A 15,559-nucleotide genomic window follows, 5' to 3' on the forward strand; every position below is an offset into this window, starting at 1 on the left:
AAGTGCTTAGGACACACCTTAAATGTACTGATTTTCAGACTTTAAAACAAATAAATTGAAAGATATTTCTTATTATTTGTGTATATTTCCTGTTACTTTTCAACCCTTGATTCGCATAATATGTGTAACAGTACATTTATTTAAAAAATAATTCTCTGAAAGTGAACTTGATTTAGTGTTAAACTGATAAAGACCTTCATCTGTTCCCAACCAAAGATTTCCATCTAAAGAAAGCTTCATGCATTTTACGTCCATTAGCAATGGATACATGACCTTTAACTTTTTTGAATTGTAATTATAGTTGCAAACACCTACATTTCTTACATATACCCAGCAACAACCATTTATTCTGTCATCTTCAATAACGGCAGCGTCATAACTATATTTACGCTCGTTAATCTTTAATCCTTCGAGCGGGATCGGTTTACCCACAAATAATCCGTTTTCAAAAGTGAGCAAGCCCAAATTTTGAGAAGCAACAAGTACTCGATCTTTCGAAACGGATCGTATCTGATGAATAATGTCTTTTAATATTTTTGGTTTACTATTGTTCGGTAAAACATATTCAACTGGATGAAAAGTAGCACTGATTTTATCATAAATACACACGCCTTTAGATCCTCCTATCCAAATATTTTTTTTTGAGTCACCTTCGATATGATAGATGGTATTAAACAGCAACGATTTTTTGTCGTTAATCCTATTGCGAAACACTTTAAAATTAAATCCGTCATAGCGATTCAACCCATCATAAGTACCAAACCACATATAGCCATCACTATCCTGATATATAGTTATTACAGAATTGTTCGACAAGCCATCAGATATATCGAGAAATTTAACGGGGTATTCTTGTGAAAAACCTGGTAGAGAAAAAACTAATAACAGTACAATATGTAGTACAAAATGCTTCAAGAAAAGATAGGTTTAAAGATTGGCTAATTTGATTTTGTGTAAAAAGTACAATTATAAACTAAATTTGTTTATTAATCTCATAAAAATTCTCATAAATTATGTTGGAGTTTAAAGGTCTGAGAATATCCTTACTTTAGTTTGTATTTTGATGTAAATTCATTATTACAATAGTAAAAAACGCAGTCTAATAAGCTGCAACGGAAAAAAAACGCAAGACGAATACAATTCAATTGAAGCTTTTAGAATCTATGGAACAATTGGCAGTTAACACTGGAATCCGTGGAGTTTGGACTGGAATACCCATAAAAAACGTCTAGTTGCATTTTTCAATAATAAGAAGGTAGATTTTGTTCTTAAAAAAAGACTTCATTTCTGATGGCTTTCAATGGATTATCAATAATAATCTAAAATGAAGTAGGTTTTATCCTTACGATTTTGCCATTTTTCATGACAACTAAATCGCTATTTTTTTTCTTTTTAAATTCAATCAAATTTTCATAAACTTTATCTATTGCGTCTATAATCTTCTTCTGAGTCAATGTTGTTTTGTGCTTTTCCATGTTTCGCTGTTTTTCAGTTTGTCGAATTTAATTTCAATATCATAACCTAATATTTTCTTTTTTTATACCCCAACCAAATTACGGTAATCGAATTTTTTATAATATTCGACGTTTTCTTTTTCTTTTTTGAGCTCGATTAACTCATTCTTTACTTCAACTCTATACCATTGTTCAGGCTTTGTATGGGAGAATGTACTGAGTTTTAAAACTAATTTTGCATTCAGCTTTCTTTCACCTGAAAGATATTTATGAAGATTACTGTCCCTCATTTCAAAATAAGTGGCTAATTCTTTTTTAGTTAAGTTAAGAACCTTTAAATACATCTTAACAAAGTCAAGAATTTTTAAAACTTCCACATCGTCACTTTCATTCTGAATATAATCTTCTAATTTATATTGAATAGAAAGTAATTGATTCGTTAATATTCTTTCTTTGGATTGTTTGGCAGAATGAGATGATATAATTTTTTTTAATTCCCCTTTCTTTTTATCATTCCAAATATCACTAATTTGAATCTCTTTATTTTTCATATCCATTAGTTTAAAAATTCATTAATTAACTTTTCGCCTCCTTCTGGCGGAATAATCATGCCAGTTTCTCCCCACTTAATTGCATTATATTTTGTGGAATAGAGTGCCATCAATTTTATTTCGTCTTTTTTATCTTCTTCCATGACATCAAATGCTAAATAGCCAAGATAATCGCCTTTCCCTTTTTTAAAACTCAGCCTACAGGTAAATGCAATTAAACAACCAGCGACATTTTCATATTCTTTATTCTTACCTTTATTATGAGGTGCTACTTCAATAAACGCCATATAAAGGTTCTATCTTACTTATCATCTCAAAAATTAAGCAACCTTCAATTTTTTTAGGATTTCTTCACATACCAAAACATAGGTTTCAAAACCTTTGCCTTTTGAGTGTTTTCTAAAATTAAACCTCCATTCATCAGTCATCGAAGGAAGGTTTATTTTTATTGATTTTGAATCTGAAATTTTAGCATCTACTAAAATATTTCCTGCTATTTTTAATATTTTTACATTCATTGTATGCTAGAATTCATTAAACAAACATACTAAACAATTATACATATTGTATAATTTTAGTTGTTAATTTATATTGCTTTAAATATTCGGAAAATACCGATTAATCATTTCCCGTTGCTTTGGAGCACCCGCATTGTCCATTTATAACCTGACAACTCCTTCGCTCATCCAATTTTTTTTTTTCGCTGAACCAGTTACACAAGTTCATATAGATGGTTCATGGACTAAATATTCTAACCACTGACTAAGCATAAAATAAATCATCTGGTGGATACGAATTTTCGCTTGATTTCTAATATCATGCATTGCGATTTAATATCATTAGAAAAAATAAGCCCTCTTTCGGTAAGCAACAAACTATTCACACCTTAATTTCTCTTGTTTGGCAATGAATTAATAATTGGACAGTACTATAAAGTTTTTCCATGATAAAAATCACTAAAAATTGTGAATAACGGACAAACTTTGGCACAGTAGAGCGAATCCACATATTCTTAAAATCCATCAAAAAACACATAACTAATTAAAAATAAACAACTTACCTCTGGATTATTAAACTTATTTTTGTAAATTTATACCTCTTAAATACAGAGGTATAAAAAACCTGGGATAAGTAGGGGAAGATGTTTGATAAACCCCAAATCAGACTTGATAATAAATACAAATAGCACTTTAATTTTCTGTTTTTAGATGGGATATTTGTTTAGTCTGCCATTCGTTCAAACACATTTTTTTGCCGCTCACAAAAATTAAATCAATAAATCCTTTACAAAATGAAAAAAGCAATCCTATTGATCATCTCGGTACTTATTTTCAGTCCTTCATTCGGACAAATGAAAATGGAAACTAAAAAAGCAGATTCGAAAGTAAGTGCTGCTACACTTAGAACAAATATGCGCAAACTTTGGGAAGACCATGTTACATGGACCCGTAATGTAATTTTCTGTCTTGTTGATGAACTTCCCGGAACGGATCAGGCAGTAAAACGACTTCTCCAAAACCAGGTTGACATTGGCAACGCTATCAAACCTTATTACGGAGAAAAAGCAGGAAATAAATTAACAGAATTACTTAAGCCACACATCACCATCACCGCGGAAGTAGTCAATGCGGCAGAAGCCGGAAATACTGCTGCACTTAATATAGCCAATAAAAAATGGTATGCGAATGCTAACGAGATATCTGAATTTCTATGCAAAGCAAATCCAAAATGGGCTTTAGCGGATATGAAAATGATGATGAACACCCACCTCAAACTAACAACAAATGAAGCAGTGCAGCGCATCAAAAAGAATTACGACGCTGATGTCATTGCTTATGATAAAGTGCATAATGAAATTCTGGAAATGTCAGATATGCTTGCCAACGGTATCATTAAACAGTTTCCGGAAAAATTTAAAACAGCAACTAATATGAAATCTACCAAATAATTTGAAGATTTCTTTCAGTAGTAAAATTTTATACCCAACCATTATAACTTCTTGTTTTAATGAGCATCCCTTTTTATCAATCGCTGTTTTTTTTTCCAAATGCCAAAGTAGCATTTGTGCCTAATAACTATTTAACAGTTGATGATACTCTTGTAGTCATCTTGACGGTTAAGCAAATCGTGATCTAAACGTTTGATTTTAAAAACAAAACAACTGTACTTATCGTAAATTTTTTACAAAATAAATCCTGCTTCTTTCTTTATTTTTATAAGAAGGCTCGTATTTAATATAGCCAAATTCATTGAGCTCTCTAATATACTTATGATATGTATTAGCGTTCGATATTTTTGCAAGCCGCATAATTTCATAGCTAAATGCTTCAATTGGTTTTCTGATTCCCCAACCCTTATCCAACCTAAATTGCAACAAAGCTGCATAGACACCAATATGTGTAATAGTGACTCTGCAATCGTTTTCAATAGCAAAAAAAAAATCGGATAAGGACATTGAGGTTTTCATCAGAATCTATTTTGAATCAGATATCCTTTTTCTTCTTTTTTTCTCTTGTGGTACTTCTGATCCATCGCCATCACTACTTTGGCTTTGCTTTTTATTGTCCTGTTTAATTGCCTCAGCTTCGTCTTTAGACTTCTTTTCATCTTTAGACTGACGGTTATCAATACGTTGCATATCGCTATCGTAAAGATTAATAGTTTTAAATTGAGGATTTGCTTCGATAAATTGTTTAATCTCCTTTCCATCATATAAGAAAGTAACAGATTGCCGATTTCCTTTTTTCATGGAATCGATTAGGTCCTGCTTGTACTTTGGATTTCCCAACTCCTTGATAGCGTGTTTAGATAGCGTATTCTCAACATCATATCCATAATTTTTATGGTATTGATTTAGTTTGAAATTTCCATTGGCATCCGTTTCTTTAAAGTCCATCTGAACCCAAGCATTGTATGGCTGACCTTCTTTAGTAGTGAGGTCTTTATTAACAGCCCTTCCTTCCATCAAATTGTAGGCTTCCTTCATGGTGAAATTACTTCCTTTGTTGATGTAAAAAGTCTGCTCTAAGCCCTCCGTTGCATTTTCTTTCAACAAATCGATTTTATACGAATTAAAGAAATACATATCACTTAGCGCTGACTTCTTGAAGTTCAAGTAAACCCTTGCAACATCCTCGCCATAGTAGGCCTCATGATTCATCGAAAAACTGGGCTTTTGCTGCTGCATTTTTTCTTTTAGTTCGTCTTCTAATCCTTCACCGAAACCGGTGTACTTTACCTGATCACACAGGTATTCAAAATTTTTCTCGTTCATGACTATTTATTTTAAATGATTACATACTTTATAAAACTGACAGTACTGCTATCAGCATCAATTTTTTATTTTTACTTGGAATTCTAAATAGCTGTGCCATTATTTTCGATAAAACGAACGGCCTGAAAAAAGGATAAAAATCTACAGGCCCAACATTTGGGATAAGTACCCACACTCGTGAGCCGATACATCAAATGGCTGTAAACCCAGCTAAACCTTGTCCTACTTCGAGTAAATTAGATCATAAAGACATTATTTCTAGTGAATTAGTCAAGATTACTTAGGCTTTACTTAAAAAGAGTACTCGTTATACAATATTTCCTTCTCACTACAATGATTCCATTTCTAAAAATGTTAAAATAAAACTTACAATGATTTACAAAAATCATCTGGTAATTAACAATTTGAATGAACAAATAATAGTTGAAATATGCATTCATTATTAGCAAAATATCACCCCTATTATTTTCCTTTTAATGCGTGCGATGCGATCATATCATCATAAAAACTTTCCTACTATATGTTCTAACTCTTTAAACACCCCTCTTTTAAGCAACGCTTTCATCAGACCGTGCGTTCCATATTTATGAGTCATAGAATGCACTTTCATCACCAGCAACGCTCCTGAAGCTCCTATCCAGTTAAAAGAAAATAGTTTTAGAATGTACTTGCGGGCGGAAATAACTCGAAGATAATTCGTTCCTATAAATACCATATAGCGAACCTTAAGATCTTTAAAATCAACACATTATTCAACACCCTTATTCATTCGACACATACTATTGCGCACGGCAGTTTTTTTTCCCTCTTTTATTTAAAGAAAGCTCATGTGGAAGTAACTGAATATTACAGATAAAAAAAGTACTGGCAGGGACATCGAGACAAAATTTATGTTGTGGAAATCGATCCGCAATAGCTCACATGAAGATCAATCCTAAGAACGATGTTATTTGGGGGCTTTCCCTTAAGAAGGTCCCTCCTGTTTTTCTCGCCTTTCCTTTGTGCTCCGAAAAAAGATTGTATTACCGTCCACAACTAGTAGAAACCATTTTTTTTATGACAGCTTCTCAAATTTCCAAAAAACGGAGGATTGCTACTGTTATACCCTCCGTTTCATCTTGTGACTTGGGTCATATGGCCAGTAGCTCTTCACAATAGCATGTTAGCTTTTTTCATCCCATAAGACTTCCACCTCCTGCTGCGTCAAAAACACAGGTCCATGATTTTCACATTCGATAACAATCAATTCATCAACAACCCAGCGATAAGGAGATTCCTTTAGCAATGGATATTTTTTGAGAACTAACTTCATGTAGTCTTCGAACTCTTGCTTAGCAAGCTTTCTTTGGGTCGCTTCAATAAGCACATTATTTAGTTGCTTCACCAACGCATCCACTTCTTCGAAGATTGTACCCGATGCAGCAGACACGGATTCAAAAGAAATAATTTCAATGGAATCCAGATACCTCACATCATAATCTGACTCTTCATCCGATTTTCCTGTTGCCTCACGGATTTGAAGTTTACGTTTTCCTGCCACGATATCTTTCAACACGTTAAAGTAAAATCGCAACCCCGTAAACAAATACCAACTTACTAATGTCAGAACAAATACAACTATGTAATTGCTCCATGAAATGTTTGTAAACATACGCACTCTATTTTTTGTTATACATTACTAAAAACTCTTTTCCAAAGTAACAGCAATAATCTGTTTACAACAAGTACAGTTTTTAATTGTACCTAGCTGTACCTTTGTTAATTGCCCGTTTTACCTAAATAAAAAAATTAATTACTATAATTTAAAACAGGAATAGTTACGGTTAAAAATCATTATAATAATTACGCTAATACTCTAATAAGATCTAATTTTTTTTATAATTTTCTCTAATGTCCGAATAGCAATTTCTTTATCCCTTTCCTCTGCATTATATGATTTAATTCTTACAGAATGATATGAAAGGTCTTTTTTGAAAGCTGTAGAAAGATGCGGTACAATCGTTTTAAAAACTTCACTCATCGATTTGGCCTTCACGGTTCGTGATTCTTCAGAAGCCCTCAAAATAAGTCCCATCTGATCCGCAGATAAAGCGCATTCGATTTTATTATTATTTTCCGTTAACCGACTTTGATTCGTCCCTAAATCCTTTATTGGAGCGGCACACAGATCAATCTTATTTTGGAGATACGCTATTTCATGCGTAAACCAATTACTCAAAACAATTTTCAAATTATGATAATCATGGTCCAGTATAACGGTTTCATTAGAATGCAATTGGTTCAACTCCTTAAAATAAAACAAAAGCTTCTCCATTCTTTCTCCTGTGTTTTTAAGAATACTAGTGTTTTTAGTAATGCACTCACTGAAATGATTGATATAAGCCTTACTATTAAAGTTCATACAAATGAGAAGCTCATTTAACGCAGTATAACTACCAGTCTGTTTTTGAGAGTCTGTTAGCACTTCCAACTCTTTTACTAATTCTTTTTGATAAAGAATCTGCCTATATGTAGTTCGCTGACTATTTGAATTTACAAACCCATAAAGACTGCTAAAAACAATTTCTAAAATACTTTTATCATCACTATTTGCTATTTTTTTTTTACTCAGCTTGTCTATCTTCAGCTTCAATTCTTTCTTGAACACAATGAGGTAGTTAATCGGAACTCGTCTGTCAAGACCGAGATAAGACGAGAAACGAGTCTCTATAAAAGCAAGCAATTCATCTAAACAGGAAATTAATGTGTTTATAATGTCAGACAAACCCGCATTTTTAAATAGATCTTCTTCTTGGTTTTCAATCATATTATCCAACAGAAATATTAATGTAGAATGGTACTTCCGTACCAAAAGCCTAATCTGTCTTTTCTTGTGCAAGGAGAAAATCTCATTTTTCAATTGAGTTTGAATATTTTGTGTTTCGCTTAAAACTTTTTCGTAAATAATAGCAACGTCGTTCTCCGTAATAGTTTTAATGAACCTTTGCCTTGGATTAAGGGTACATAATATCAAAGAATCCAACCATTCTAAAGGATATGTTTTAATCATGATAGTACTGTTTAAATTTATATTTAGCTGCAACGAAAACTAGTGATTTTTAAATCTTTCGGTAGTATTCGAACGATATTCAGAAGGTGAAATTGAGGTATGTTTTTTAAAAAAATTACTAAAAAATGAAGCGGTGCTGAATTCTAATTCAGCCGCTATATAAGTAATAGTTAATTCTGGATTTTCAAGTAAAGCTTTTGCTTCGATTATAATAGCCTCCTCTATTAATTTTTTTGGCGTTTTTTCTACAACTTGTCTAACCCTTTTGGTTAAATACCCGGAAGAGACAGAAAGCGTATCCGCGTAAAACTTTACACTATGCTGTTTTTTACAATGAACAGCTAGAATTGTAACAAATTGGACAACAAGCTTTTCTTCTCCAGTAAAATTTATAATGAAATCCTTTTGATACTTTTCATAAAGCATTTTTAATCCGTATCGGAATAAATTAAAACTAATTCCTTCTCGCTCTTTTTTTAAAGTAGAATTTTCAAGTTCCGCATTTATGTTATAAATCAATTCATAAAGAAGAGACAATACCAAAAAATCCTGATCATCAAGAGTTATTTTAGAAGTAGTCCTTGTAATAAAAAAATAAAAAGGATCTGTTTTTCTTTTTATTATGCTGTTTTGAGCAAAATACTCGGGCGTAAATGATAATAAAAATAACTGCAACCTATACTTTACTTCTACTAGCCTACAAAATGAATTTTTGGGTATTACCAAAATATCCTTTGCCGATAAGTGTTCTATACTATCATCCTTCAATTGAATTTTACATTCACCAGATTTAATCAGTATAATTGAAAAATTACTGACTCTAAAGGATTCATTCGAAGGCGTTTTTATTATGTACTTCTTGATGATATGAATCGTCATACCCGATACCGGATTAGTTCCCAAATCAATATTTACCAAATCTTTAATCATAGTCAAACGTATTTGAGACACTCCGAAAACAGTATTAGAATTACCAATTTTTTTGCTCATGGATCAGTTTTTTCCCTTCCATTAGTTGCTGTGTAGTTAATTATTTCATCGCAGAACAATAAGTCTACGATGAAATAAAGGGTAACTAGATTGAAAATAATCAGGACTAAAAAAAATTATTAATTTTTTCAATCAATAGTATTCTATCCATTGTCAATCGGCTGCAAGATTCTTTTGACGAATACCAGATATAAGTGCCATTTTGACGGCGGTAGTCGACTTATCAAGAGCGTCACTATCTCCACCGACACGGTTTCCAACGGAGGATTCCCAATCTTTATCTTTTCGCTCCTTCAAATAAAAAAGCGAATACCTGGCTATCGATGAAGTAGTGAGGATAATTCTTTTATCCGCGCTATTAAATTGGGGATGAGCCATTACAGTTGATTCATAAGAAATTATGGCTTGATGAATCTGCTCGTACTCCGCATTTTCCCATAGCAGTACTGCGCTCATAAAACTGGAAAGACTACTTTTTGCTTCATTTGTCATTGATGCGCTGGTAATGGCTTCAAATTGTTGACTAATTTGTGTAATTGTACCGTAATGGTCATTGCCTGCCAAATAAACATCAAGGATGTCATTGTTTAACTTACCGGTGAGGTCGTAAAGGTTTGCCGGATTTTCAGGTGTCAAGTTGTGCACTAACAGTGAAGATTCTTCTGACTTGCCGGTAGACTTACTATCAATGCTATCAGGGCTGTCAATAGTGTCAGCGGTACAGGAAACAATAAGTAATGGTACTATTAATGACCATAATAAAATATTTTTCATAATTTAAATGTGTTAAATGAAATTGATTATTTTTTTCATCAGTTCATTTCACCCGGGTAAGCAGAACTTTAATTTAGCATGATGCTTAATTTTTTTGCTTTTGAATTCAAGGCAAATCTAAAAGTCATTTTTTTGCCTTGCAACACATCGTGTATGGATTTCCATGATTTCGGTATGGATTTCCATGAAATCCATACCCTATTTTTTTTCTAAAATTGCAATGATTATCAATAGTTTATAGTATATTTGAGATAGTTTCTGGCGGAATATCCCCAAACATTTTTGCAATACTGTTTTATGTATTCAAAATGATTCTACAGACCATATAGTACCCCACTTCTAATTTAACCTATGATTAAAAAGTATTTACTTATAGCATTGCTATGCTTAGGAAATCAGGTAGGTGCACAAAAAAGTGCATTTAATATTCCTGATACGATTCGGAATAAGGATTATGATTATCTGTTTGATCGGATAGAGGGTTTAGAAAAAGATAGTGCCAAACAATCGCTCTATCTTCGATTCTTTTTATCCAAAGCCAAATCAGAAAAAAATTTAGGAGAGGTCATAAACGGATATAAAAATTATGTCTATCACTCGTCCGAAGATTTAAAACTGATCTACGCTGACAGTATGATTTATACTGCAAAAAAGTCAATGGATAACTCCTTGCTTGGATCGGCCTATCTTACAAAGGGAATTGTGTACTATGCTCAAAAAAAACACAATTCTGCATTAGATAATTATCTTATAGCTAATAATTTTATTTCCCAAACCAATGACAGGTATTTGGTCTACAAGGTGAAATATAACATTGCCCATATAAAATATTATCTGGGCTTTTATGATGAAGCAATCTCTTTGTTTAAAGAATGTACTGTTTATTTCAAAAATAAAAATGCAAGACCCTATCTCAATTCACTCCATTCACTAGGACTGTGTTATACCAAAATAGGTAACTACAGATTATGTACGCAGACAAATGAAATTGGCTTATCGGAAGGTAAAATACTGGACAATAATGAAATGAGCTCTTATTTCCAGCATTCAGAGGGCATTAATCAATATTTCAAACGAAATTATAAACTAGCCATTAGAAATATAGCATATTCACTTACTGGTATACATAAAAACAAAGATTTTGCGAATGAGGCGGTCGGAAATTTTTATATTGGAAAAAGCTATTGGGATCTTAAAAAACCGGAAAAAGCACTATCCTATTTTAATAAAGTCGATCAGACTTTTCAGGACAAAGGATACATTCGTCCCGATCTTCGCGAAGTTTACGAATTATTGATTCGGTATTATAAAACAACTGATAATTCAAAAATTCAGCTTCATTATATAGATCAGTTACTAAAGGCAGACGACATATTAAATGACACTTATAAATATCTGATTGGAAAAGTTCATAAAGAGTACGACACTAAAGAATTGCTATTGGAGAAAAAAAATATCGAAGACTTACTTGGTAAGAGAAAACACGATGGCTCTCTTTTTATTTCAGTTATAGCACTACTATTTCTTACGCTAGCATATCTAATGCACAGCTACAATAAAAGCAGGAAGATATACAAACGTAAATTTGAAAAATTAATATTGAAAAACGACCTACCTAGAGCTGCGACCATATCAAAGAATATAAATGATGAAATATTGGATATCAACCAAGAGGTGGTTGTGGCTGTTCTGAAACAATTACAAAAATTTGAAAGGGATAAAGAATTTCTTATAAAAGATTTGACATTGGTAAAGCTTACCGTCGCTTTTGATTCAAACACCAAATATCTTTCAAAAATAATCTATCATTACAGGGGTAAAAAATTTATAGAATACATTAATGATCTTAAAATAGATTATTTAATTTTGTTATTAAAAGAGAATCAAAGAATAAGGAATTACACGAACAAGGCTTTAGCCGAAGAAGTGGGTTTTAGCAGTACGCAACGGTTTGCCAATGCTTTTTTTGCAAGAACGGAGATGCCAACCTCCTATTTTATCGAGAAGCTTAAAAAAGAACAATCAGAAATTTTAATTGAAACCTGTAGTCTCCATCCAAAATTAACCGATGCTCTATTAAGTCCACAAACAACAAAAAAACAATCATTTTAAACGAAATAAACATTTCTCGTTGGGCAGAAAAATTCAATAATCAACCGCTTTAGTTCTATAGGGTCTGGTTGCAAATATTTTAACATAAACAAATTATTAAGCAAACCCTATCTGTAAAAAAAAAACACTTCTAATCTAGACAATAGAAGTGTTAATATTATTATTATTAAACTAAAATTCAATTTACTAGATCATCATGAATTTTTTTATTTCTTTTTCGCTAATCTTTGGATTAGCTCCTTCATGTCCCGCTACTAATGCGCCAACGGCACATGCGTAATTTAAAGCTTTTTGTGGTAGCTTCCCTCTCAGTAATCTTACCGTCAGAGATGCGAGGAAAGAGTCTCCAGCACCTACAGTATCGACCACTTTTACAAAATAACCACTGTTATAATAGAATTTATCATTGTAATATAAAACAGCACCAAATGCACCTTTAGTAACACAGACATGTTTTGTATTCGTTTTTTCAGCAATAAACTTAATATTCTGCTCAAAAGAGTTGTAAGACGACCCTAAGAGCTGGCTTATTTCATATAATTCTTCGTCATTAAGCTTAATAAAATCTGCCTTTGCCATTAATTCGATAAGCACTTCTGCCGTATAGTAAGGTGATCTAAGATTGGCATCCAAAATTTTGTATTTCGCTTTATCCAATAAAGCATACAACGTCGATCTTGAAATTTCATCCCTGCAGACTAAGCTTCCAAAAATAAAAGCATCTGATTCTGAAACCTTCTGATCCATTTCTTTTGTAAGTATGATCTTATCCCATGAAGAAGGATACATGATATCATAAGAAGCATTTCCCTTTTCGTTAATCATTACATTAACAACTCCAGTTTTATAATCTTCCCCAACTTGAATCGAATCTAAACTGACATTCTGGTCATTCATAAAGGATAGTATTTCATCTCCATCCGCATCTGCACCAACACGGCTTATAATTGTGGTAGCTACTCCTAAAGCATTCATCCTTAAGGCAACATTCAATGGTGCCCCTCCAATTTTTTTATGTGTCGGGAAAAGATCCCATAAAACCTCTCCAAAGCTTACTGCTTGCAGTGCATATTTTTTTTCCATGATTTTACTCATTTTTAATTTTTAAACCAAACCTTAGTTTTTGATTTCTTATTAGTACTTTTTTTTTAAAAATCTGTTTTGTTTTTGCTGCTTCTTAAATTCCAAATCTTAACTTCTTCAATTTTAACATCCCCTCCTTCACAAAATATTTCAATTTCATTACTGTTTTCAAATTTTGGAAATATTCGGGTTGTAAATGCCTCTTTATCATTTATAAAACCTTCCACTACAGAACCATCAATAAACAAATGAAGTTTTATAGTCTCATTTTTTCTCACTTTAAAATCCCCCACTTCCAGTCTTTTATCCATCAACTCTATTTTACTTGTTTTGGATTGATTAATAATCAATTGATTGGTTTCCAAATCAAAATATATTTTGGTTTCTTCACCATTTTGCACATTTTTTCCAACTAGGAAACCAAATTTAGTAGCTGTTTGGGGTGTTATTTCAGCAATTATTTCCATTTGATGGCCTTTCCCTATTTTAATACTTTCATCTTTAGACACAGAAAGACTTTTAAAAGTTTTTAATGTATCTCGCAATTTTTGAATTGCAGGATGAGGAGCCTGATGAATTTGTCCATCAACTAAATTCCAGGTTCTTGGAATACTATACAAGTGTGTCCAACCTTGTTTTAACTGTTCTTTAGGGTGAATCAGATCTGGAATTATTGCTATTGCTGTGGTTTTGCCATCGATGTCTAAAGTAACAGAAGGCGACAGCATTCTATTAATAACTTCCAACTTTTGAGGTAATGGGCTATCAGGAATAAACTTTTCATTTACAAAATCACCAACCCAATAGAGAGAAATTGCTGGCTTGCCATCATGAGGAATAGGATTTGCTAACAAAATATATTTGTCTTTCATTTTCCAAAATACAGGCATTTCCCAAAAAATTCCAGAACCATCATTCTTTGGATCCCCTATAAAAAGTGGATGTAAAAAATCCCATTTTTTTAAATCTTTTGACTTATAAAGAAGAACCGTCCCTTTTTCGACTTCATTCTCAGTGATACCGTATCCAACAATCATATACCATGTTTCATTATCCTTCCATAAATAAGGATCACGAAAATCTATTCGTTTGTATTGCTTCGGCGGACCTTTAACTACTGGATTATGTTCGTATTTCTCCCACTCCACCAAATTATCATCTTTAGGAAATGCCAGACACATTCCAAGTTCTTTACCGTCTCCACCGGTATACATAATTACCGGATTACCTTTTTCATCCTTTACGACATGTCCTGACCAAATTCCAATTCGGTCATAATTATCTTCCGGAGTTAAAGCTGGTTTATGCTCGGTCCACTGCACTAAATCCGGACTACTGAAATGCCCCCAGTTTATTTGTCCCAAAAATAAATTAGTCCCATTTTTTTGATTAAAAATATGGTATTTCCCATTGTAATGTACAAAACCATGTGTTTCATTTGTCCAATTAGCGGCTGGCAAAACATGAAACTTTGGTCTGTTAAAATCATTTTTGAAACGGGTTTCAGGAATTGATAAATCGGGTTTAATATTCGTCTTTGATGCAACGTCCAAAGAGTTTATGATACCATTAGTCATGGGTCCATCCCAAATTTTAACTTCATCAACAATCCCGTTAATGTGTGTTAATGGAAATAGATTCTCAAGATATTTCTCCTTTTCATCTCCTCCGATGGTAATATTCTCAAATCCCTTTTCAAAAGCTTTATCAGAAAACGGTACCGTTTTAACTTCTTTTCCATTAATTAACAAACTTACTTTATTGTTAAAAATGCTTAATCCCACGTTGAACCATTTAAATTTAGGAAGTATAGTTTCAGCCACAAAGTAATTTTCCTCTCCATTTATACCTAAAACTATTAGAGGTTTCCCAAAGCGATCAACACTGGCAGAAATCCAGTTTTGGGAATCATCATTGGATGATAAAGAAAAAAAGCCAGCTGTAGCTGTAGGATAAGTTTCCAGTGCGACCCAAGCGGTTATACTCGATGGAACGGCTATTTTATTTGGAAGCTTTTCTTTTATCAAAGTAGAATACCCATCAAAACGAAGACCATAAGAATCTGTACCATTGACAAACTCAGGATCATCAAAATTACTATTTATCGCATATTTTTTATTAGTATTCTTTTCAAAGATAATTTTCTGTGTTTGAGCAGTAAAATCCCACTCGTATCTTGATGCCGGCTTATAATGACAGGCAGATACTATAAAAAATACCAAGAGAAGGTAAAATATTTTATTCATTTTTTTATGAATTTATGTGGATTCTT

Annotated in this window: 16 protein-coding genes and 1 pseudogene; 2 read left to right on the plus strand and 15 right to left on the minus strand. The window is 32.5% G+C overall.

Going from position 1 to position 15,559, the window contains the following annotated elements:
- Positions 1 to 99 precede the first annotated feature (99 nt).
- From ACNQGN_RS16580 to ACNQGN_RS16600, 5 genes are all read right to left on the minus strand, one after another.
- Positions 100 to 915, minus strand: a complete 816-nt coding sequence (locus ACNQGN_RS16580; protein WP_417988951.1) for a ligand-binding sensor domain-containing protein — start codon at positions 913 to 915, stop codon at positions 100 to 102.
- Positions 916 to 1,319: 404 nt separating this feature from the next.
- A complete protein-coding gene (locus ACNQGN_RS16585) occupies positions 1,320 to 1,475 on the minus strand; it encodes a hypothetical protein (protein ID WP_417988952.1) in 156 nt (51 codons plus the stop codon).
- Positions 1,476 to 1,537: 62 nt separating this feature from the next.
- Positions 1,538 to 2,005, minus strand: a complete 468-nt coding sequence (locus ACNQGN_RS16590) for a transcriptional regulator (protein ID WP_417988953.1) — start codon at positions 2,003 to 2,005, stop codon at positions 1,538 to 1,540.
- Between the two features lie 5 nt (positions 2,006 to 2,010).
- Entirely contained in the window at positions 2,011 to 2,292 is a 282-nt protein-coding gene (locus ACNQGN_RS16595) for a hypothetical protein (RefSeq protein WP_417988954.1), read from the minus strand.
- Positions 2,293 to 2,325: 33 nt separating this feature from the next.
- Positions 2,326 to 2,523, minus strand: coding sequence for a hypothetical protein (locus tag ACNQGN_RS16600; RefSeq protein ID WP_417988955.1), 198 nt, complete (start codon positions 2,521 to 2,523; stop codon positions 2,326 to 2,328).
- A 773-nt stretch (positions 2,524 to 3,296) separates the two neighbouring features.
- Here ACNQGN_RS16600 and ACNQGN_RS16605 point away from each other — a divergent pair.
- The gene (locus ACNQGN_RS16605; RefSeq protein WP_417988956.1) at positions 3,297 to 3,953 is read left to right on the plus strand and encodes a hypothetical protein; all 657 of its coding nucleotides are present in this window, start codon (positions 3,297 to 3,299) and stop codon (positions 3,951 to 3,953) included.
- A gap of 219 nt (positions 3,954 to 4,172) precedes the next feature.
- Here ACNQGN_RS16605 and ACNQGN_RS16610 read toward each other — a convergent pair whose 3' ends face one another.
- The 8 genes and pseudogenes from ACNQGN_RS16610 to ACNQGN_RS16640 all read right to left on the minus strand — a co-directional run bounded on the left by ACNQGN_RS16610 (position 4,173) and on the right by ACNQGN_RS16640 (position 10,092).
- The gene (locus ACNQGN_RS16610) at positions 4,173 to 4,472 is read right to left on the minus strand and encodes a hypothetical protein (RefSeq protein WP_417988957.1); all 300 of its coding nucleotides are present in this window, start codon (positions 4,470 to 4,472) and stop codon (positions 4,173 to 4,175) included.
- Positions 4,473 to 4,478: 6 nt separating this feature from the next.
- The gene (locus ACNQGN_RS16615) at positions 4,479 to 5,279 is read right to left on the minus strand and encodes a hypothetical protein (protein ID WP_417988958.1); all 801 of its coding nucleotides are present in this window, start codon (positions 5,277 to 5,279) and stop codon (positions 4,479 to 4,481) included.
- 28 nt (positions 5,280 to 5,307) lie between these two features.
- Complete coding sequence (locus tag ACNQGN_RS18940) at positions 5,308 to 5,454, minus strand: hypothetical protein (protein ID WP_470303668.1); 147 nt, start codon at positions 5,452 to 5,454, stop codon at positions 5,308 to 5,310.
- Between the two features lie 324 nt (positions 5,455 to 5,778).
- Positions 5,779 to 6,012: pseudogene (locus ACNQGN_RS16620) on the minus strand (DUF4133 domain-containing protein); the annotation flags it as partial.
- 429 nt (positions 6,013 to 6,441) lie between these two features.
- Positions 6,442 to 6,930 (minus strand): hypothetical protein, encoded by a 489-nt coding sequence (locus ACNQGN_RS16625; RefSeq protein ID WP_417988959.1) that lies wholly within the window; start codon positions 6,928 to 6,930, stop codon positions 6,442 to 6,444.
- 204 nt (positions 6,931 to 7,134) lie between these two features.
- Complete coding sequence (locus ACNQGN_RS16630; RefSeq protein WP_417988960.1) at positions 7,135 to 8,328, minus strand: hypothetical protein; 1,194 nt, start codon at positions 8,326 to 8,328, stop codon at positions 7,135 to 7,137.
- A gap of 39 nt (positions 8,329 to 8,367) precedes the next feature.
- Positions 8,368 to 9,318, minus strand: coding sequence for a helix-turn-helix domain-containing protein (locus ACNQGN_RS16635; protein WP_417988961.1), 951 nt, complete (start codon positions 9,316 to 9,318; stop codon positions 8,368 to 8,370).
- Positions 9,319 to 9,471: 153 nt separating this feature from the next.
- A complete protein-coding gene (locus ACNQGN_RS16640) occupies positions 9,472 to 10,092 on the minus strand; it encodes a hypothetical protein (protein ID WP_417988962.1) in 621 nt (206 codons plus the stop codon).
- A 351-nt stretch (positions 10,093 to 10,443) separates the two neighbouring features.
- On the opposite strand from ACNQGN_RS16640, the gene ACNQGN_RS16645 reads away from it, so the two are divergent.
- Positions 10,444 to 12,204 (plus strand): AraC family transcriptional regulator, encoded by a 1,761-nt coding sequence (locus tag ACNQGN_RS16645; protein ID WP_417988963.1) that lies wholly within the window; start codon positions 10,444 to 10,446, stop codon positions 12,202 to 12,204.
- A gap of 186 nt (positions 12,205 to 12,390) precedes the next feature.
- On the opposite strand, the gene ACNQGN_RS16650 is transcribed toward ACNQGN_RS16645, so the two are convergent.
- Together ACNQGN_RS16650 and ACNQGN_RS16655 are read right to left on the minus strand one after the other, a co-directional pair.
- Positions 12,391 to 13,299, minus strand: coding sequence for a carbohydrate kinase family protein (locus tag ACNQGN_RS16650; protein ID WP_417988964.1), 909 nt, complete (start codon positions 13,297 to 13,299; stop codon positions 12,391 to 12,393).
- A 53-nt stretch (positions 13,300 to 13,352) separates the two neighbouring features.
- Positions 13,353 to 15,533 carry a glycoside hydrolase family 32 protein gene (locus tag ACNQGN_RS16655; RefSeq protein ID WP_417988965.1) on the minus strand — a complete coding sequence of 727 codons (2,181 nt, stop codon included), beginning with the start codon at positions 15,531 to 15,533 and terminating at the stop codon, positions 13,353 to 13,355.
- Positions 15,534 to 15,559: the final 26 nt, after the last annotated feature.

Source organism: Flavobacterium rhamnosi (genome assembly GCF_048286515.1).
Classification (GTDB): Bacteria; Bacteroidota; Bacteroidia; order Flavobacteriales; family Flavobacteriaceae; genus Flavobacterium.